The sequence below is a fragment of the Streptomyces sp. C1-1 genome, from assembly GCF_050214755.1.
In the GTDB taxonomy this organism is placed as follows: domain Bacteria; phylum Actinomycetota; class Actinomycetes; order Streptomycetales; family Streptomycetaceae; genus Streptomyces.
The window spans coordinates 4,742,278-4,762,232 of the sequence record NZ_CP189826.1; the positions used below are offsets into that span (position 1 = coordinate 4,742,278).

Genomic DNA, 19,955 nt, shown 5'->3' on the forward strand with positions numbered 1-19,955 from the left:
GAGACCGTTGCAAACTTCACCGCGCCACGTGGTGGGAAAGTCGGTCCGAATGGCCTATCAGGTTGACTCGTGAAGTCCGGCACTCTCCCCAAAGGCCCGGACGCCAGGAGTCCGGGCCTCCACCGTGCCCGGGGATGAGAGTGACTACTGCGTGGATTCGAAGAACGCGGCCTGGTTCTTGCCTGCCGTCTTGGCTCTGTAGAGAGCGGTGTCGGCGTCCCGCAACGCTTCCGCGGGCGTGATCGGTCTGGTGAAGGTCCTGACTCCGATGCTCGTCGTCACGTGCACCGAATGGCCGTGGGCGAGGGTGAAGGGGGCCGTGATGGAGTCGAGAATGCGCGTGGTGTATTCCTGCAGCGTGCTCGCGTCCACGCCTTCCACGAGGAGCGCGAACTCGTCGCCGCCGAGTCTGGCCACCAGGTCCTGCTCGCGGACCCTGCCCGTCAGCCGCCGTGCGATGTCCACCAGCAGTTCGTCTCCGACCGAGTGTCCCAGCGTGTCGTTGACGTCCTTGAAGCCGTCGAGATCGAGCATCAGCAGTCCTGCGCAGGCAGTGGTGGAGCACTGCTCGAGGGCGGTCTCCAGACGTTCGTTCAGGAGCGCTCGATTGGCCAGGCCCGTCAACGGATCGTGGGTCGCCTGATGACTCAGAAGCTTCTGGAGCTCCGCCTGCTCCTGCAGCGAGGCGGCGAGGGCCAAGGCCCGCGTCCTCGCGGCAGTGGCCGTCTCCTGGGCGTACTGGGCCAGGAACGCGACGCGCAGCACCAGCAGCAGCGACAGACCCGCCATCATGCCGACGATCACGGTGACGTGCATCGGGTGATCCCGAATGCCACCGACGTCGACGAGCACGATCAACGGCCCCATCAGAATGAGCGCGATCAGGATCGAGAGTCGCCGCCGGGGCATCCTCTCCTGGGTCTCGGCGAGTTGCGGCGGTCGGGCGACGGAGGAGTGCAGCGCCGCCGACCCCAGCAGGAGGGACGAGACCATCCACCCCACTTCGGACACGTTCTCCGCGAGCGCGGTCCCGTGCGTCGCCTCGGTCCCGTAGTAGAGGCCGTCGGAGGCGAGCAGGACGAGCAGCCATCCGATGCACATCAGGAACGACGGTGTGCGCGTGCCGGTGGTGAACATCAGCCGCGCGGCCAGGGACAACAGCACCAGGTCGGTGACGGGATAGGCGATGGACACCGCCATCGGCCACGCGGCAAGCCGGCTGCGCAGGTAGGGGGCGATGATGAACGCCCATGCCAGAGTGGCGAATCCCAACGTGACGATTCCCGCGTCCAGCAGCCCCGCCCAGTGCAGCCGGCCCGCGTGCTTCCGGGCCAGGATCACCAGACCGGCGGTGAACAACACGTAGCTGCCGAGGTAAAGCAGGTCCGCCACGCCGGGGAACGGAACGTCGGCGCCGCGGACCTGGTAGAGACCCCAGATCGTGTCCGCCACCGCGTACGGTGCCATGGCCGCCGCGAACAGATACCACGGAAGGGCCGAGGGCGGCCTGTTCCTGGCCACGCCCACCAGGATCGCGAAGACGACCGAGGCAGATATCAGCACGGCCAGCATGTAACGCGCCGAGGAGGAGGTGAGCAGGAAGGTGATGATCACTGCGGTCCCTGTTGCCGCGTACGTCCAGGCCGCAGCCTCACGGCCGGCGAGCAGCCCGGCCTGAACCTTGACCACGTCCTCATCCCGGTCCGCGTCGGCGAGGACGGGAGCGGAGCGTCTCCAGGGTGCGGCAGGCTCGGTCGAGCTCCTCCTGAAGGCGGGGGGCGGCCTGAGTCAGTGGGGCCGGGTCTCCGGCCTCGGCGTACTGTTCCAACTCCGTGCAGCAGTCGGCGAGGCCCCGGGCTCCGATGTTGCCGGCAGCGCCTCTGAGACTGTGTGCCACCTCTGCGATCTCCTCGCTGTCGTGGCGGTCCAGTGCGTGGAAGAGTGCGCTGGTCATCTCGGGGGCGCGGACGAGGAAGTGGTCCACCAGCCGGTCCACCAGTTCGTTCTCGCCCGGGGAGCCGTCGCCGCGCAGTTCGTTCAGCCGCTGCTCGATGGAGTCGCGCGGCGCCTCGTCGTCTGTCTGCTGGTCGGCCGGGTTGACCCAGCGGGCGAGGGTTTCTTCCAGCTCGTCCGCAGCGACGGGTTTGGAGACGTAGTCGTCCATGCCCGCGGCCAGGCATCTCTCGCGGTCCTCGGCGAGAGCGCTGGCGGTCATCGCGACAACCGGCAGGTGCGTGTCTCCCCGTGCTTCGCGGCGGCGCAGTTCCCGGGTGGTGGCGTAACCGTCCATCCGGGGCATCTGACAGTCCATCAGCACGGCCTGGTAGGTGTGTTCCTCGACCATCCGCAGGGCCTCGATGCCGTCGGCAGCGGTATCCGTGCTGTAGCCGAGGCGGGCGAGCATGCCCTGGGCCACCAACTGGTTGATCTCGTTGTCCTCGACCAGCAGCAGATGGCCGCGCCGGGGTGGCCGGGGGGTGGTGGGAGCGGGCGCCGTTGCTGCGGTCGTCACGGGAAGTGTCCGGGTGGTGAGTTCGACCAGGGCATCCATGAGCTGGGACTGCTGGACGGGCTTGGCCAGACTGCGGGCGATGCCGGCAGCCTGCAGTTCGGCAGCGGGCAGTTGGGCGCCGGAGCTGAGCAACAGCAGCCGTACACGGGCGAAGGTCCGATCGGTGGTGATCCGGCGGGCCAGTTCCAGGCCGTCCATCCCAGGCATGTGCATGTCCAGGAGGGCCAGGGTGAAGGGGCGGCCCGCAGCCGCTGATTCGTGCAGGGCCACCAGGGCCTGGGGGCCGCTGGAGACCGTCGTCGGCTGCATGTGCCATCTGCGCAGCTGAGCGTCAAGGATCAGCCTGTTGGTGTCGTTGTCATCGACGACCAGGACCCGCAGTCCACGAAGCGTGCCGCGGTCCAGAGGGGCCGGGGATGGTTCGGGGGTGTCCGGTGTGCGCACGGGTACGTCGAAGAAGAACTTGCTGCCCTGGCCGGGCCGGCTGCTGACGCCGATGGAGCCGCCCATCGCCTCGGTGAGCCTCCGGCAGATGGCCAGGCCAAGACCGGTGCCTCCGTAGCGGCGGGTGGTTGAGGCATCGGCCTGGGAGAAGGCGTCGAACATCCGCTCCTGATCCGCCTCGGCGATGCCGATGCCGGTGTCGGCCACCTCGAAGCGCAGCCATGGCACGTGCCCTGTGGATGGCCGGGGCCGGTCCGGGCGGACGCTGAGTACGACCTCGCCGGCTTCGGTGAACTTCACCGCGTTGGATGCCAGGTTGAGCAGTATCTGCCGCAGTCGGCCGGCATCCCCGAGCACCGTCGCGGGCAGTTCGGGATGGCAGTCGCTGAGCAGTTCCAGGCCCTGGGCCTGGGCGGTCTGCGCCACCAGCGAGACGACCTCCTCCACCAGCGCCTGGGGGCTGAAGGCGACGCTGTCCAGTTGGATCTTGCCCGCCTCCAGCTTGGAGAAGTCCAGAATGTCGTTGATGAGCGACAGCAATGCCGAGCCGGCGGCCTGAATGCCCTCGGCATAGCGGCGCTGCTCGGCATCCAGCGTGGTCCCCAGCAGCAGGTCGCTCAGCCCGATGACGCCGTTCATGGGGGTACGGATCTCATGGCTCATGGAGGCGACGAACTGAGACTTCGCCTGGGACGCGGCGATCGCCTGGTCGCGCGCCTCGGCCAGGGCGGCTTCGGCCTGCTTGCGCTCGCTGATGTCACGGACGAAGGCGTTGAAGCAGCGCGCCTTCGCCGACTTCATCCGCCACACCGTCAGTTCGACCGGGATCTCGTGGCCGTCGTGGTGCAGGGCGCTGAGCTCGATGCGGCGGCCCAGCACATGAGTCTCACCACCGGCCAGCACCCGCTTCAGACCTGCGGTGTGCGCGGCGCGGTACCGTTCAGGGAGAATCGTCTCGCCCAGCGGACGCCCCATCACCTCGCGATGGCTTAACCCGAACAACTGCTCGGCGCTGCGGTTCCAGTCGATGACCAAGCCGTCCTCGTCGATGGAGACGAAGGCGTCCCGGGCGGTCTCGATGACCGAGCGGGCCTGCTCCTGCAACAACCGCAGGGCTTCCTCCCTGCGCCGCTGGCCCTCCGCCTCACGGACGAACCCGCGCACTTCGAGGGGCTCGCCCGAGGCGTCCCGCACCACCCAGGACGTCGTCTCGGTCCAGATCCAATGCCCGTCGGCGCGCCGCAGCCGCAGACACACCACCACCCGGCCGTCGCGCAGCAGATCCCGCTCAGCCCACTCGAAGTCCTCCACGTCGCCCGGATGCACCCAGGAGGCGACCGTCGTCCCCACGATCTCCTCCGTCGGCCGCCCGAACAACGCCGACGCCGACGCGGACACCTCCTGGTAGACGCCCGGGACCGTGCGGCGGAAGACCATGTCCGCGGAGTTCTTCACCAGAATCCGAAACCGCTCCTCGTCGTCGGCCGCGTATTGCCCTGGCGCGTCCGGGGGCTTGGGTTCCATCATCCGCCTCCACATGTCGTGCACGACCGCAAGCTGCGGCCGGGACTGCCGAAAGACCGGTCACGGTCTCGTCGGTACGGCGTCTGCGAGCGACGTATGACCAGCAGCGTCCGCTCACGGTGGACGACCCCGAACCACAAGGTCAGCCGCCTGCCCAGCGGTTGCGTCGAACTCTTCAAGCGAAGGACGAACGAGGGAAGATCGCAAATCGAGTCACGGGCCGCGCCCTTGACCGGAGTGGGCGGGCCTGGCCAGGACTTACCGGCGGGCTGCGGCATTCGGGTGACTGGTTGCCCGTCACCCCTTGCCCGCGGCGTCATGGACCAGTTCCCTGACGGTGATTCAGTTCCGTTGGACCGCTCACGCACGATCGCCTCCGCGCTCCTCCACGTCACCGGAGGTGTCGAATCCGGAGCGGGTCATCGAGCCCCACACCTGGGGAGTCCCGTACAGCGCGTCCCACAGGCCGCGCAACCGCCACCACGCCGTCAGCTGGCGGTATCCGATGTTCTCCACGACCACCCCGACGAGGGCGCCCCAGACGTCCCGCCATCGTGTGAAACGGTGGAAGGCGCACTCCTCCACCGCGACCGAGACCAGACTGACCACGACGGCGTAGGCGTAGGCGGCGAGCAGGAAGCGCCACAGGAAGCCCACGTCGACCGCGCCGATCAGCACGCCGAGCGGGACCAGGACGAGGCTCGCGAGCTCCACCACCGGGGCCAGCAGTTCGAAGACCACGTAGAAGGGCAGGGCCACCAGGCCGATGCGGCCGTAGCGCGGGTTGCAGATCATGCCACGGTGCTTGAGCAGGATCTCCGTCAGGCCCCGGTGCCACCGCCGCCGCTGGTGGCCCAGAACCTTCAGCGTCGAGGGCGCCTCGCTCCAGGAGATCGGCTCGGTGACGAAGACGATGCGGTAGTCGCGGCCCTGCTCGCGCATGTACCGGTGGAGACGGATGACCAGTTCGGCGTCCTCCCCGATGCAGTCCCCGTCCATCCCGCCGACCGCCACGACCGCGTCCCGGCGGAAGAGACCGAAGGCGCCGGCGATGATCAGCAGGCTGCCGACCTTGGACCATCCGGTGCGGCCGAGGAAGAAGGCGCGCAGATACTCGACGACCTGCACCCGTCCGAGGAGGTCCGGGGGCACATGCGGCTCGACGACCCGTCCGGCCACGACGGTGCAGCCGTTGGCGAGGCCCACTACACCGCCCGTGGCCACCACCCGCATGGGGTCGTCGCTGAAGGGTCTGGCAACCGCGAGCAGCGCCTGTGAGTCGAGGATCGAGTCGGCGTCCACCATGCACAGCAGCGGATAGCGTGCCAGGTTGATCCCCACGTTGAGCGCGTCGGACTTGCCTCCGTTCTCCTTGCGGGCCACCACCAGGGGCACCGGCCCGCCTCTGGGCAGATGAACCGAGGTGATCCTGCCGCGTACGGGGACGTCGTCGGGCACCACGTACTCCACCTCGACCAGGTCGAAGGCGTCCCGCAAGGCATCCAGCGTGCCGTCGGTGGAACCGTCGTCGACCACGACGACCTCGAACATGGGGTAGCGCAGCAGCAGCATGGCCCGGATCGCTTCGACGATGCCGACCGCCTCGTTGTGGGCGGGCACGATCACGGACACGGGCGGGGTGAAGGGGCTGCTGGATGCGTCGTCGTACCCGGCGAAGGACGCCCGCCGCAGCCGTCTGACGAACTCCACGACTGCGATCAGGATCAGCACCAGGTAGGAGGTGTTGATGGCCAGGAAGTAGACGATCACTACTTCGTCGCAGATGGCGATCAGGCTGTGCGCCGGGCCGCTCAGCCACGCCCACAGGTCCCCGGCCACCGTACTCACAGCGCCACCTCCGCACGGACGTCGTTGTGTGCCCCACCGACCGCCGATTCGGCCAGCACGGCCCTGGCCTGGGCGGATGCCGGACCACCGGATGGATCGTCCGCCGCCGCTTGCAGCGCCGCACGACCCGTCGGGCCGAGCCGTAGCAGCGCTCGGGCTGCGGTGCCCGCCACATGTGGGTCGGGGTCGTCGAGCAGGTCCGCGAGCGGGCCGGTCGCGGCGACGGCACCCAGATTGCCGAGTGCCCCGGCGGCCACCATGCGCAGGGCGACCGGCCGTCCCGGCCGGACGGCCGCGAGCAGCGGCTCCAGGCCCTCGGGCATGCCCAGCCTGCCCAACGCCCGTGCAGCCTTGATCCGCACCTCGATGGAGGGGTCCTGGTGCTGCGCTCGGGCGATCCGGGAGGTGTGGGAAACCGCGCCGGTCGCGCCGAGAACCTCGATCGCCACGGCCCTGACGAGCGGCTCCCGGTGCTCCAGTCCAGCCGCGACATTCGGCTGTGCCTCCGGTCCCAGGGAGACCAGCGCCATGGTGATCACACCGGGGGGTTGCCTCCGCGCTCCGCAGAGGGACTCCAGAAGGTGCGGGACGGCCATCGGTCCCCCGCACCGGCCCAGCGCCCGTGCGGCGGCCAGGCGTACATCCGGGTCACGGTCGGTCAGCAGTCGGCACAGCGACTCGGCCGCCGGGCGGTGGGAGAGTTGCCCGAGCACCTGTGCTGCGCGCCCCCGCCGAACCGCGCTGCGGCTTCCCAGGTCGGCGACTGCGTCCACGGCGGCCCCACGCAGCTCGTACAGCCCGATCAGCGCGGTGCGGGCTCCTCCGGAGACCTTTTCCAGCAGCGCCGTCAAAGTCGGCTCCAGAGCGATCCAAGTCCTTTTGTCGATCTCCGCCAGCTGGTGCAGCAGCTCGGTCTGCTCGTCCTCCTCGGCACACAGGAGCCGCAGCAGGAGACCGCGCACAGGTGCCACGATCCGCTGGCGTCTGGCCTGCCGGTGCTTGCGGATGCCACGGGCACAGACGATCAGCAGGCACATCGTCAGGATGACGGCCGTGAGGCACAGCAGCGCCCTGATGACGAAACCCGCGGGGATCATCGCTCAACCCGGCTGAGCACTGCGATGACCCGGCTGGACAACTCCCGTGGGCTGAACGGCTTGATGATGTAGTCGTCGGCGCCCGCCGCGAATCCGACCTCGACGTCTCCTTCCTGGGACCGGGCGGTGATCATGATGACGGGGAGCGAGGCGGTCTCGGGCGTGGCGCGCAGTTCCCTGCAGACGTCCAGACCTGACATCCCCGGCATGCGTATGTCGAGCAGGGCCAGTTCAACCGGCTGTTCGCGCACCGCGCGGAGCGCGGCCATGCCGTCCTCCACGGCCGTGACCCGGTGACCGTTCTGCGTCAGCTTGAAGGCCACCAGATCCCGGATGTCCGCGTCGTCGTCGGCTATCAGGACATGCGCCATTGTTCTCCCTGGGGCTCCTGGGCCACGGAACTCCGGTACGACCCCGGGGGGCGCACGGCGGCCGGCAGCCGGAAAGGGCAGGACCAGATCGTCATAGACAAATTAGAGTCAATTGTCGACTTCCACCACATATGCCGCATCGTCCGAGGGGCCGTGCTCGGCCTGCTCACCGTGCGCCTGCGCGGGTCAGCCGTGGCAGGGCGAGACACACCGTCGAGGCGGCGAGCAGAGCCGCCGCGCACGGCACCCGATAGCCCGCCGCGGTCCCCGCGGCGTCGACCACCCACCCCGCCGTGGCGTAGCCCAGCGCCACACCGACGGAGAGCCCGGAGACGATCCAGGTGATACTCTCGGTGAGTTGGGCGGCCGACGCCAGGTGGTCCACCAGACCCATGGTGGTGATCAGGGTCGGTGCGACGGCCATGCCCGCCACGAAGAGCATCCCCGCCAGGGCCGCGAGACCCGGCGCGAACAGCAGCGGTGCCGTCGTCGCCACCATCGCGCCGACACTGAGCAGCAGCCGCCGCGTGAGCGCCCCCCGCGGCCCGATCGCGCCGACGACCGCGCCTGCCAGGCCCGAGCCGAGTGCGTACAGGCCCAGCAACAGTCCGGAGAGCGCCTTGTGGTGGTGTGCGCCGGCGAACGCCACCGTCGCGACGTCCACCGAACCGTAGGACGCACCCACCGACGTAAGCGTCAGCACCAGCAGGCCGAGGCCCGGAGTGCGCAGCGCCGAGCCCCTGGTGTGTCGCGGTACGGAGCGCACCGGCGGTTCCGTACGCCGCTGGACGGCGAACAGCAGCACGCCGACGGCGAGCAGGACCGCGGCCGCCAGCGGCCCGGCCCCGGCACGGACCCTGGTGGACAGTGTGATCGCCAGGATCGGGCCGACGACGTAGATCAACTCGTCGAGAACCGACTCCAGCGAGAACGCGGTGTGCAGTAGCCGCGGTGAGTCCCGGTGGATCTCCGCCCAGCGGGACCTGACGAGCGCGCCCATGCTGGGCATGCAGCCCGCCATCGCCGCCGCCACGAACAGCGTCCAGTCCGGGGCGGCGAAACGGGCACACAGCAAGAGCGCACAGATGGCGGCGACCGTCACGGCCGTGGCCGGGAGGACGACGCGACGCTGACCATGCCGGTCGACGAGCCGGGAGATCTGAGGTCCGACAGCGGCGGCGGCGAGCGCCTGCGTGGCCGAGACGGAGCCGGCGAGCCAGTACTCACCGCCGAGTTGCGACAGCATGGTGACGATGCCGACGCCGATCATCGACAACGGAAGGCGTGAAATGAAGCCCGCGGCAGAGAAGAGAAGACTGCCCGCAGGAGAGAAGATCCGACGGTAATCGGAGAGCATGAGACTCCACGCTCCGTCAGGAGCCGATCGTCACTGAGGGATCCGGTGCGGTTTCTCCGCCCTCCATCTTCACGCATGCGGCGGTGACTCGCGACGCGACCCGGAATCCGGCCGTCCCGGTGCGCGTGAGAATGCGTGAAATGGCGAGCCGGGTTAGCTTGATGGAAGACACGTCGATGTCTCGGCGAGAAGGAGCCCGCATCAACCGGCGCCCGTGATACAGGCGCCCGCGATTCGCAGGCGGCACGTACTAATTCCCGGACCCGGAGAATTCTCAATAGCCAGCTGGTCCCACGGGTTTCTCCGTCGCAGCCGGGTGCTGTTCGCCCAGCTCCATCCGCCCCGTCACGTTGCCCTACCGGGAGGTGAGTTGGGGTGAACCCGCGATTGCGAGGCCAGGCCGTGACGGCCGTGGTCTGCGCATCCATCGTCACGCTGACCGCGTTCTACTACGCATTTCCCGGGCAACGGATGATCTTCGTCGCCATAGGCGCGACCGGTGTCATCGGCATTATTCTCGGGATCGTCATCAACGATCCCCCGCATCGACTCCCCTGGCTGCTGCTCGCCGTGGGAAACCTCGCATTCGCCGCGGGCGAGGCCACCCAGATCATTCTCATCCAGCTCAAGCGGACCGCGTTCCCGTCGGTCGCCGACGGCTTCTATCTCGCGGCATATCCGCTCTATGCGGCCGGGCTGCTGGGCTTCGTCCACTGGCGCACGGGGCGGCGCGACCGCGGGAGCCTCGTCGACGCGCTGACGCTGACCATCGGCCTGGCACTGCTGTCGTGGCTCTTCCTCATCGAGCCGTACGCCCACGCGGCAGGCCTCACCTGGGTGCAGAAGGCGTTCTCCATGGCCTATCCGCTGGGCGACATCCTCGTCCTGGCGATGCTGCTGCGCCTGCTCGCCAGCCGGGGCGGCAAGAGCACCTCACTCATGCTCCTGACCGCGGGCACCGTCGGTCTGCTCACCGCGGACGTGCTGTACGGCCTGATTCAGCTGCACGGGACGTGGCGCACGGGTACCGCGGTCGAACTCGGCTGGGTCGTCCTGTACGGCGCCTGGGCGGCCGCCGCGCTCCATCCTTCCATGCGGTCGGTGACGCAGTACGTGCCATGGCGGGCCGAGACCGGCGCGGGCGGCCGACTCAGCCTGCTCACGCTGGCATCGCTCATCGCGCCGGCCATCCTCCTGGTCGAGGCGGTGCGCGAGGGGAGCGCCAACATCGGCGTCATCGGGGTGTTCTCCGCAGTGCTCTTCCTTCTCGTGCTCTACCGTCTGGCAGGCGTGGCGACGACCCACCGGCAGGCGGTCGGCCGGGAGAAGGTACTGCGTATCACGGTGTCGTCGCTGGGCGGCGCGAGCGATCTGGGCGAGGTGGCAGCCGTCGTCCACTCCGCGGTGACGGAACTGGTGCCGCACGGTCCGCCGCGTTCGGCGCTCCTCATCGTGCCGGACGACGCCCTCTGGGTGAACGGGGAGCACGGCGGCGCAGCCGGGCCAGCGTCCGAGCAGGTGACCGCGGCCATACGCGAACTGACCGCGTCCGGCGAGAGCCGCCTGGTGGCCCTGGACGGTGTGGGGCCCGATCTCGCCGCCCGCCTCACGGATCTGGGCGATGAGCCGCCCCACACGGTCCCCGCGCTCGTCTGCCCGCTCATCTCGCAGGATCACCCTTCGGGAGATCCGCTGATCGGGGCGCTCATCCTGGCCGCGCCCGAGCAGAACCTGCTCGTCGTCCGTCAGACGCTGGCCACTCTCGCCGCTCAGGCGGCACTTGCCGTGGCACGGATCTCCCTCGCCGAGGAGGTCAACCAGCGCAACAGCGAGGCGTACTTCCGCACGCTGGTGCAGAACGCCTCTGACGTCATCCTGATCCTCGACGACGACGACCGGGTCCGCTACGCCAGTCCTTCCGCCGACCAGATGCTCGGCGTTCCGGAGCTGGAGGGCACCCACCTCATCGGCCTGGTACCGCCGCAGGACAGCCGCAGGGTGGTCGAGACGCTCGGCCGGATACGCAGCGGCGAGTACCAGACCAGGCGCGAGCACTGGCGCATGATCCGCGTCGACCGGGCGTCCATCGAGGTCGAGGTGAGGTGGAGCGACCTGCGCGAGGAGGCGACCGTAGGCGGGGTGGTGCTCACCCTGCGGGACGTGACCGAACAGCGCAAGCTCGAACGGCAGCTCACCCATCAGGCCTTCCATGACTCGCTCACCGGCCTGGCCAACCGCGTGCTCTTCCAGGATCGGGTCAACCACGCCCTGGTACAGGCTCAGCGCGATGGCACGGTGGTCGGCGTACTCTTCCTCGACGTGGACGACTTCAAGGTCGTCAACGACATACACGGCCACAGTGTGGGCGACGAGCTCCTGGTCGCGCTGTCGCTCCGGCTGCAGACCGCCGTCCGTGCCTCCGACACCGCCGCGCGCATCGGCGGAGACGAGTTCGCACTCCTGGTGGAGGGTTCCGCCTCACAGGACGGCGTGGAGCGGTTCACCGAAAACCTGATGTCCGTGTTCGTCGAGCCGTTCCGGCTCAGCGTGGGGCCGGTGAGCACCTACGCCAGCGTCGGCGTGGCGACGACGGAGGACAGCGTCGACTCGGTCGAACTGCTCACCCACGCCGATCTCGCGCTGTACGCGGCGAAGACAGCAGGCAAACGCCAATGGCGTCACTACCGCCCGGAACTGCAGAGCGGCATGGCCGAGCGGGCCATGTTGCAGGAAGGGCTGGACAGTTCGTCGATCGAGACGTCGTTCATGGTGCTTTACCAGCCCATCGTGGAACTGACCAGCGGTCGGATCGCCGGCTTCGAGGCGCTCGTTCGCTGGCCCCACTCCCCGCACGGCATGATATTGCCGGAGCAGTTCATCACGCTGGCCGAGGAGAGCGGGCAGATCGTCCCGCTGGGCGCCTGGGTGCTCGATCAGGCCGCGACCGAGGCTGTCCGGTGGCGGGGCTCCGTGCGACGCGAACTGACAGCCGACCGCAAGGAACCCTACGTCAGCGTGAATGTGTCGCCGCGTCAGTTCCGGGACCAGGAGTTCTACAACGTGGTCCGGCGCGCCCTGGATCTCTCCGGCATCGAACCGTCGTCCCTGGTACTGGAACTGACGGAGAGTGTACTGCTGTACAACGACGAACGTATCCTGCGTGAGATGAGTTCGCTCACCGACCTCGGGATCCGCATCGCGATCGACGACTTCGGAACCGGCTACTCGTCGCTGAGCTATCTGCGTGAGTTCCCCATCTCGATCCTCAAGATCGACAAGTCGTTCGTGGACGAACTGGGGCACTCGCCCGAACACTACGCCCTGGTCGAGGGCATCACGCATCTCGCGGACTCGCTCGGCCTGACGGTGATCGCCGAAGGAGTGGAGGACGTGAGACAGCAGGAGCTGTTGATCTCCATGGGCTGCCCGCTCGGCCAGGGGTACCTCTTCGCCGAGCCGATCAGCGCCGAGGAGGCGGAACAGCTCATCCTCGCACCGCCGCTCGGCCGCCTGGCCGCGCTGCCCGCGGTGCCCGAGGAACGGAACCCGTGATGGCGTGGGGCCCCTCCTGCGAGGGGTTCGGGTCGTGCTCAGCAGAACGCCGTGCGAGGCAGGAGACCCAAGGTGCTGAAACCTGAGGACCCGTCGGCAGAGCTGGCTGAGCTGTGCCTCGTGCTGCGCAACGACGAGGACCAGTACGCGATCTGGCCCGCCGGGCGTCGTATTCCGGCCGGATGGTGCCAGATCGACGAACCGGCGTCCGCCGCGAGATGTGGGCACCTGGTCGAGCGCCTGTGGACCGACATGCGGCCCGTAAGCGCCCGCACCGAGCGGCAGCCCCCGGAATCCGGGCCGGCTACGGTGCCCGAGCTGGTCCGGGAGCGGGCGCGGCGAGCCCCGTCCGATCTCGCCGTGCTCTCGGACGAGGGCCGGCTCACCTACCTCGAACTGACCGACCGCGCCGACCGACTGGCCCACGAACTGCGGGAGTCCGGCGTCGAGGCGGAGTCCGTCGTCACCGTGTGCCTCGACCGCGTGCCCGAGCTGATCGTCGCGCTGCTGGCGGTGCTGAGCTCCGGCGGCGCGTTCCTGCCCCTCGACCCGGCGACTCCGCGGCAACGGATCGTCGGGCTGGTAGGGGAGACCGGTTCGCGTCTCATCGTCTCGAGCCACGAGCACGCCCCGATGTTCGCCGGCTGCGAGGCCCGGATCCTCGACCCCGGGGCCGCCGGGGAACCGGCCACGCGAACCCCGCCGCGGGGAGCCCGAACGGCACACGGTCCCCGCCCGGACGACCTCGCCTACGTGATCTACACCTCCGGATCCACCGGCCCTCCCAAAGGAGTGATGATCACCCACCGGTCGCTTGCCCACTCCCTCACGGCGGTGGCCAGGGCATACCAACTGAGGCCCGGCGACCGGGTGCTGCACGCCGCGGCGCTCGGCTTCGACACCTCCCTGGAGCAGATCTTCGCCACGCTCATCAGCGGCGCGACGCTGGTCCTCGCGGGCACCCGGACATGGGCGCCCACCGAACTGCTGCACCGCTTCCCGGAGTACGGGATCAGCGTCGCCGACCTCACCCCCGCCTACTGGCAGCAGACCGTCTCCGTAGCGGACCGTGGCGAGAGCCTCGCTTCGCTGAGGCTCGCCATCGTCGGCGGCGAGATCGTCACAGCGAAGGACTGCCGCGCCGTTCTGCGCCGGATCCCCGGCGCGCGGCTCGTCAACGCCTACGGGCTCACCGAGACCACCATCACCTCCACGCTCTGCGAACTGAACGAGGAGGTGCTCGCGGCGCCGGACAGCGCGGTCGCCCCGGTCGGCAGGCCCCTGGAGGGGACTCACATCCATCTGCTCGACGCCGAACTGCACCCTGTGCGGCTGGGCGAGCGCGGCGAGATCTACCTCGGCGGCCCGGGGCTGGCGCGCGGTGTCTGGCGGCAACCCGCCCTGACCGCACAGCAGTTCCTCCCCGACCCGCACGGCTCCGCGCCGGGCGACCGGATGTACAGGACCGGGGACCTGGGCCGCCTGCGCTCGGACGGCAACCTGGAAATCCTGGGCCGGGTCGACGACCAGATGAAGATCCGCGGGTTCCGGGTCGACCCGGCCGAGATCGAGGCCGCGCTCGTCTCCCGCCCGGAGATCGGCCAGGCGATGGTGGTGGCCCGGGCGCGGGACCACGGCGAGCCGGAGCTCATCGCGTACTACACGCCGGCCTCGCCGTCGTCGGGCTGCGAGACGGCGCTGCCCGCACGGCTGCGGTCGGCACTCGCCGAGGTCCTGCCGGGATACATGATCCCGGCAGCCTTCCGCCTGATGGAACGGCTGCCCGTCGCGCCCAGCGGAAAGCTCGACCGCAGGGCCGTGCCGGAACCCGGAACCGCGGCGACCGCGGCCGCCGCGGACACCGACACCAGCGAGCGTCCGGTGCCGCAGGGAATGGCGCAGTTGTGGTGTCAGATCCTGGGTGTGGACTACGTCCGTCCGCACGACGACTTCTTCGAACTGGGCGGCAACTCGCTGCTGGCCATGGAGATGCTCGCCCGGACCCGCGTCATCTTCGGAATCGGCGTCACACAGATCCGCGACCTGACCCGGTCACTGCTGCGGCAACCGATGCTCGCAGCGTTCGCCGAGTCGGTGCGCCAGGCGCGCGCCGGCACGCTGGCGTACCCGGACGGCGGGAGTGTCGACTTCGCCGCCGAGACCGCTCGGCCCGTGCCGGCCGTCGGCAGCGACGCGCCGACTCCGCATCACCAGCGCCCCGGGGACGTACTCCTCACGGGGGCGACGGGGTTCTGCGGCGCCTACATGATCGACGAACTGCTGCGCACGACGACGGGACGGGTCCTTTGTCTGGTCAGGGCCTCCGACGAGCAGGAAGGAATGAAGAGGATCCGCGCGAGCCACCAGCGGTACGTCCTCAGCGACCTGTCCAGCCCGCGCGTCCAGCCGGTCGTCGGCGACCTGGCCAAGCCCGGACTGGGGCTGTCTTCGGGCCGGTTCGAGGAGCTGGCAGCGACCATCGACGCTGTCTACCACTTCGGCGGCCAGGTCAACTTCATCTACCCGTACCACGAGTTGCGCGCGTCCAATGTCGACGGCACATACGAGATCATCCGCCTCGCCGCCCGCCGGGCAGTCCCCGTCCACTTCACCTCCAGCATGGCCGTGCTCGCCGGCTTCGGGCCGGCCGGGGTGCGCGAGGTGACAGAGAACACGCCGTTGCGCTTCCCGGAGTACCTGTCGGTGGGATACGTGGAGACCAAATGGGTGGGTGAGGCGCTGCTCAAGAAGGCCTCCGACGCGGGCCTGCCGGTCACCGTCTACCGCCTGATGGACATCACGGGCAGCAGCGGAACCGGCGTGATGAACACCAGCAGCGAGATGGCCGCCCTCATCGACTTCATCGCGCGAACCGGGCTGTGCCCCGACATCCGGCTGCCGCTGGACTTCCTGCCGGCCGACTGCCTCGCCCGCGCCATCGGACACATCTCCACCCGGCATCCCGCGTGCGGCGAGGTATACCACCTCACCAACCCCCGTTCCACGCTGCTGGCCTCGCTCGCCGAGCGCCTGCGCGGACGGGGTTACCCGATCCAGGAGATCCCGTATGCCGAGTGGATCGCCATGCTGGTGAGGTACGCGGCGGGGCACCCCACCGACCCGATGACCGCGTTCGTCCCGCTCTTCGTCGACCGCTGCGCGCGCGCCGACATCACCGTGAGCGAGATGTACTTCCAGGACGTCTTCCCTGAGTTCACCCGCGACAACGCGGAACGGGGGCTGAAGGACGCCGGGATCGACATTCCTCCGGTGGACGCGGAGATGCTGGACCGCTACGTCGACTTCCTGCAACACGAAGACGTCCAGCCGGTGCAGAGGCGAGAAAGCGGAGGGCCACGTTGGTGAGCCGATGCCCCGACTGGGAGGCGCTGGACGTACTGGAAGCAGCGCCCGACGGTCCGGTGGCCTTCTCCGCCGATCTCAGTCCCACCGGCCTCCTGGCGGCCTACCGCGCCGGGGTCTATCCGTTCCCGGCGGCCGACGAATACACCCGCGCGCTCAACGAGGTGCTGTTCGACGATCAGGTCCAGGCGGGCCGTATCCGGCTGGTGGGGGCGGATTCGGCCGATCCCTACGCCGTCTCCTGGTGGTCTCCCGACCCCAGGCCACTGCTGCCCGTCTCGGCCACTCACCTCGGTCGCAGCCTCGCCCGACGGCTGCGCAACCGGCTGCCGTGGTCGACCAGCGTGGACCGGAGCTTCGAGCGGGTCGTCCGCGAATGCCGCGCCGGCCGCGCCCCCCTGTGGCTCACCGACGAGCTGATCGAAAGCCTGGTCCGCCTGCACGATCTGGGGCATGCTCACAGCGTCGAGGTGTGGGAGGACGGCGATCTGATCGGCGGCGTCTTCGGCCTCCAGATCGGAACGGTCTTCAGCATGGACTCGATGTTCTTCCACCGTTCCGATGCCTCGAAGGTCGCGGTGAGCGACCTCGCGGCGCGCTTTGCACAGGCCGGCGGTGTACTGCTCGACGCACAGCGGGACAGCCCGCACGTCCGCGGCCTGGGCGGCATTCTCGTACCGCGAGAGCAGTACGTGCGAAACCTGCGCGGCACCCGGCGCGACAGCCTCCCGATGTCCACCGCCACCTTGCCCGCTCGCCGCCTCGCCCAGCCGACGGGATCACGCTGACCGCCTTCGTCGAAGCGGCGCGGCGCAGGGCTTTGTCGGATATCCGCATGGCCCCGAACGGGGGTTGCAGTGTCATCCAATAGCGTCGAAGAACGCCCGCAGCGGGCGTGGCGGCGCCGACGACGGCGATCGATCCGACAAAGGAATGATAAAAGGCCAGGTCACTGACTACGTGACCTGGCCATCACCGGAGCCGCCTTCGGGATTCGAACCCGAGACCTACGCATTACGAGTTGTCCGATCTTGGTCCGCGACCGTCCACAGCCGTTCGCCGTGCTGGTTGCACAGCTGGTCAGACGGGCTGCTGGACTACAACGGATGCGGACGGCTCACCTCGGAGTCAACTACGAACGAGACCAGGACTGAGACCGCAACCTCCGACGGCTGACTAAGCAGAGGGTCGACCCCCGTGGCCTCCCGCTGGCAGCGGGTAGCGGTAAGCGGTGGCAACAAGTTCCTCGCGTGCTGGTGCCCAGTCGTCCCACGAACGCCAACGTCCCCCACGGCAGTGGAGATCGTCACCGAGTTCGATTTGGTCTATCACTACGAGGCAGGTGGGAATGCCTTCAGCGTGGCGAACCTCTCCTTCGGTCAGGTCGATAGCCTCGCGGGTGGTGGTGCTTCCCTTCACCTCCACGTGGAGCTCGGTCTCGTTCTTGCGTGCGGTGATGTCCCATGGCGAGTGATCACCCACGTCCTCAACCTGGTAGCCCAGCGTGCGGTAGTGATTGAGGACGAGATCCATCGCATATCGCTCTACGGCTTGCCGGCGTTCTGCATCGCGCTGCCGGCCGTAGCCCGCGGACCTGCGCGGCTTGGGTAGCGGAGAAGGGGGCAGGTCGGGAGCTTCCGGCTCGTGGGGCTCAGAGATGGCGGTCTGGCGCAACTCCCTCAGTTCCGGGAGTGATTCGACTAGCGCCCGTGGGAGCTTGGTGAGGTAACCCTGCGCAGCGCGAAGGGGCCGTGTGTCTGACAGCGCGAAGGGGAAGTAGAGCGGCCCTGCGACTACCTCCGTGAGGTGATCCCGCAGAGCTCGGACTGTGGGCTCGATCTCGCGGAGGCGCGCCTGAGTGACAGGGTGCTTCAACCTTCGATATCCGCCGAGAGCAGCTTCCCAAGCGGGCTCCGGGCCGGACGCGCTCCGCTGCCGACCGTAGGTCCCCCGGCTCTGCCAGGTGATCGTGGATGCGAAGGCCCCCCCACGAGCGTGGGAGTACCCCACCACGCCAGGACCGTGGTTCTTGTCCCAGTGCAAAACGAGATCACCGGGGCGTACCTCGCGTACGAGCGCATAGGACCAGTACTCCTCACCCCGATCGTTGGCTTGGGGCGCGAGCAGGTTGGTACCGATGTCCTCGCGGTTCGTGATCTCCAGCCAGAAGCGCTCTTTCGGATCATGTCTCCACCACGTGTTTATGACCATGGTCCCCCTGACTCTCAACATCGGGCCGTCGATGATCCTGCCAGGTCAAGGTGGAGCCAGTGATTGGAACGTGCGCCTCTCTCACAGCGTCCGGGGAACCGACCTCTTCCGTCCCGAACTCGACGAGCCCGCTGTGACCTTCGTAGGAGGCCACCTGGCCAGCGCCGCCACCGCTTGCAGGTCGGTTCACTACCGTCTGGGAGCGTCTCTTGGCGTGGTTGACTTGCTTGGCCCCCGGTACCCGCACCACCAGACCAGATCTTGTCAAGGGGAGGGTTGATTCATGTTGTCATGGACCGCCTTCGAGCTACTCCAATCGCTGGAGCTCATTCCGCGCCACACGGTGTGAATGAGTCGTTGACGGCTAGACTTCGGGCCCATAACGCAGGGAGGTCGCCGCATGGCAGGAAATTCAGCCCTCGAAGACGCAGTCGCGCTAGAAATCCAGCACGTGCACCAACTGACGCGCTCCATGCTTGATGAATACGCAGGATGGGGCTCCAAGATCTCAATTGGCGATATTCAGCAGGGCATGTACGACGAAGTGCTGGATTTCCTCAACTTTCGCATTGAGACGGCGGACACCTGTCTCTTGCTGCTGAAAAATAACAGAGTTGCCGACTCTCTCGGGCTCAGCCGGTCACTGCTGGAGCACTATCTTCTTTTCATGCTGATGTGTCGCGGAAAGAAGTACTTTAAACTACTTGATTTGTCCGGAACCCTAACCGAGGGTCAATTCAAGGTACGACTCCAAGAGGAGCGACAGGAGATCGAGGAGCTGAGAACACGCGGAAAAACAAACTACCTTGAGGTGCGGAAGTATCCACGAGGAAAGCGTCACCTAATGTACATCCTCGAAGGGCTCACCAACTCAGAAGAACCTGATTTCTTTGTGCCATTGCACTACTTCCAGTTTCAGCAGTTCCGCCCTGAAACCATGCGTCTGGACGAGAGAAAGTACTTTCAGTACTACACGCGAGACACAGACACCGATAAGGCTCGCCGCGAGTACCGCGATGAGGCCACTCTCAGTTACAGGCACTACCTCTCGTACGATGCACTGCTCCAGTGTCTCGAATTGAATGACCTCACAGACGAGCTGGTCGCGCTCCGAATCGAAGCCCATTACACCTTTCTAGGCAAGTTTCTTCATCCCACCCACGATGCAGCTCGCCAACTCCATGAGCAGAACAACGTCCATCATGGCGGCACTGTAATCGGGATGCGTCAGCCGTATTCGAAGACGGCAGAATTGCTGGCATCCCTGTACCTCTGCTACATCCTGGCAGGTCTCCTGCTTGAGGCCGCCAGCCTGATCGAACGAGCGCCAAGCCGTTTCATCAGCAATGCTGGAACAGCGACGTTGCGGGAACTAGCGGAAAGCGTGGAGCGTCGATTTCCGTATTTCTGGTTCCTTTTCAACGATCCGCCACTATATGACCGCTTCAACTACTGCTCCAGTAATGCAACTAGCGAAGACTGGGCGAAGTGGGGAAGTTACGAAAATGCACCGAAGGAAAGAATCCCCTTCAATCAGCATATTTTCAGTAACTTTGAGAGGTCTCTCGGGAGCTGGTCTAATGCGCGCTGCGGCACATACCAGTCACCGATTCTCTAGCCCCGATTCAGTCAACCTCAGCCATACTTGGCGTTCTTGCGGGTGAGAATCACTTAAT

Annotated in this window: 11 protein-coding genes; 4 read left to right on the forward strand and 7 right to left on the reverse strand. The window is 67.6% G+C overall.

The window, feature by feature from the left end:
- Positions 1-144: 144 nt before the first annotated feature.
- The 6 genes from ACQF4J_RS21690 to ACQF4J_RS21715 all read right to left on the reverse strand — a co-directional run bounded on the left by ACQF4J_RS21690 (position 145) and on the right by ACQF4J_RS21715 (position 9,153).
- Positions 145-1,689: a GGDEF domain-containing protein gene (locus ACQF4J_RS21690; RefSeq protein WP_351801289.1), complete on the reverse strand. Its 1,545-nt coding sequence runs from the start codon at positions 1,687-1,689 to the stop codon at positions 145-147.
- A gap of 4 nt (positions 1,690-1,693) precedes the next feature.
- Complete coding sequence (locus tag ACQF4J_RS21695) at positions 1,694-4,483, reverse strand: response regulator (protein ID WP_351579244.1); 2,790 nt, start codon at positions 4,481-4,483, stop codon at positions 1,694-1,696.
- 357 nt (positions 4,484-4,840) lie between these two features.
- Positions 4,841-6,328 (reverse strand): glycosyltransferase family 2 protein, encoded by a 1,488-nt coding sequence (locus ACQF4J_RS21700; RefSeq protein ID WP_351579247.1) that lies wholly within the window; start codon positions 6,326-6,328, stop codon positions 4,841-4,843.
- Complete coding sequence (locus tag ACQF4J_RS21705) at positions 6,325-7,425, reverse strand: HEAT repeat domain-containing protein (RefSeq protein ID WP_427166549.1); 1,101 nt, start codon at positions 7,423-7,425, stop codon at positions 6,325-6,327. Before ACQF4J_RS21705 ends, ACQF4J_RS21700 begins: the two co-directional genes overlap by 4 nt.
- Positions 7,422-7,796, reverse strand: coding sequence for a response regulator transcription factor (locus tag ACQF4J_RS21710; protein ID WP_351579252.1), 375 nt, complete (start codon positions 7,794-7,796; stop codon positions 7,422-7,424). Before ACQF4J_RS21710 ends, ACQF4J_RS21705 begins: the two co-directional genes overlap by 4 nt.
- Positions 7,797-7,962: 166 nt before the next feature.
- The gene (locus tag ACQF4J_RS21715) at positions 7,963-9,153 is read right to left on the reverse strand and encodes an MFS transporter (protein ID WP_351579255.1); all 1,191 of its coding nucleotides are present in this window, start codon (positions 9,151-9,153) and stop codon (positions 7,963-7,965) included.
- 375 nt (positions 9,154-9,528) lie between these two features.
- Between ACQF4J_RS21715 and ACQF4J_RS21720 the strand changes: the two genes are divergently transcribed.
- The 3 genes from ACQF4J_RS21720 (at position 9,529) to ACQF4J_RS21730 (ending at position 16,856) form a co-directional block, all read left to right on the forward strand.
- Entirely contained in the window at positions 9,529-12,705 is a 3,177-nt protein-coding gene (locus ACQF4J_RS21720; protein WP_351579257.1) for a putative bifunctional diguanylate cyclase/phosphodiesterase, read from the forward strand.
- Positions 12,706-12,777: 72 nt separating this feature from the next.
- Complete coding sequence (locus tag ACQF4J_RS21725) at positions 12,778-16,071, forward strand: amino acid adenylation domain-containing protein (protein WP_427166552.1); 3,294 nt, start codon at positions 12,778-12,780, stop codon at positions 16,069-16,071.
- On the forward strand, positions 16,068-16,856 hold the full coding sequence (locus ACQF4J_RS21730; RefSeq protein WP_351579263.1) for a leucyl/phenylalanyl-tRNA--protein transferase: 789 nt from the start codon (positions 16,068-16,070) through the stop codon (positions 16,854-16,856). The genes ACQF4J_RS21725 and ACQF4J_RS21730 overlap by 4 nt, the downstream gene beginning before the upstream one ends.
- Positions 16,857-17,244: 388 nt before the next feature.
- Here ACQF4J_RS21730 and ACQF4J_RS21735 read toward each other — a convergent pair whose 3' ends face one another.
- Positions 17,245-18,300 carry a DUF3883 domain-containing protein gene (locus ACQF4J_RS21735; protein ID WP_427166553.1) on the reverse strand — a complete coding sequence of 352 codons (1,056 nt, stop codon included), beginning with the start codon at positions 18,298-18,300 and terminating at the stop codon, positions 17,245-17,247.
- Positions 18,301-18,679: 379 nt separating this feature from the next.
- On the opposite strand from ACQF4J_RS21735, the gene ACQF4J_RS21740 reads away from it, so the two are divergent.
- Positions 18,680-19,897: a hypothetical protein gene (locus ACQF4J_RS21740; protein ID WP_427166555.1), complete on the forward strand. Its 1,218-nt coding sequence runs from the start codon at positions 18,680-18,682 to the stop codon at positions 19,895-19,897.
- The last annotated feature ends 58 nt before the right edge of the window (positions 19,898-19,955 follow it).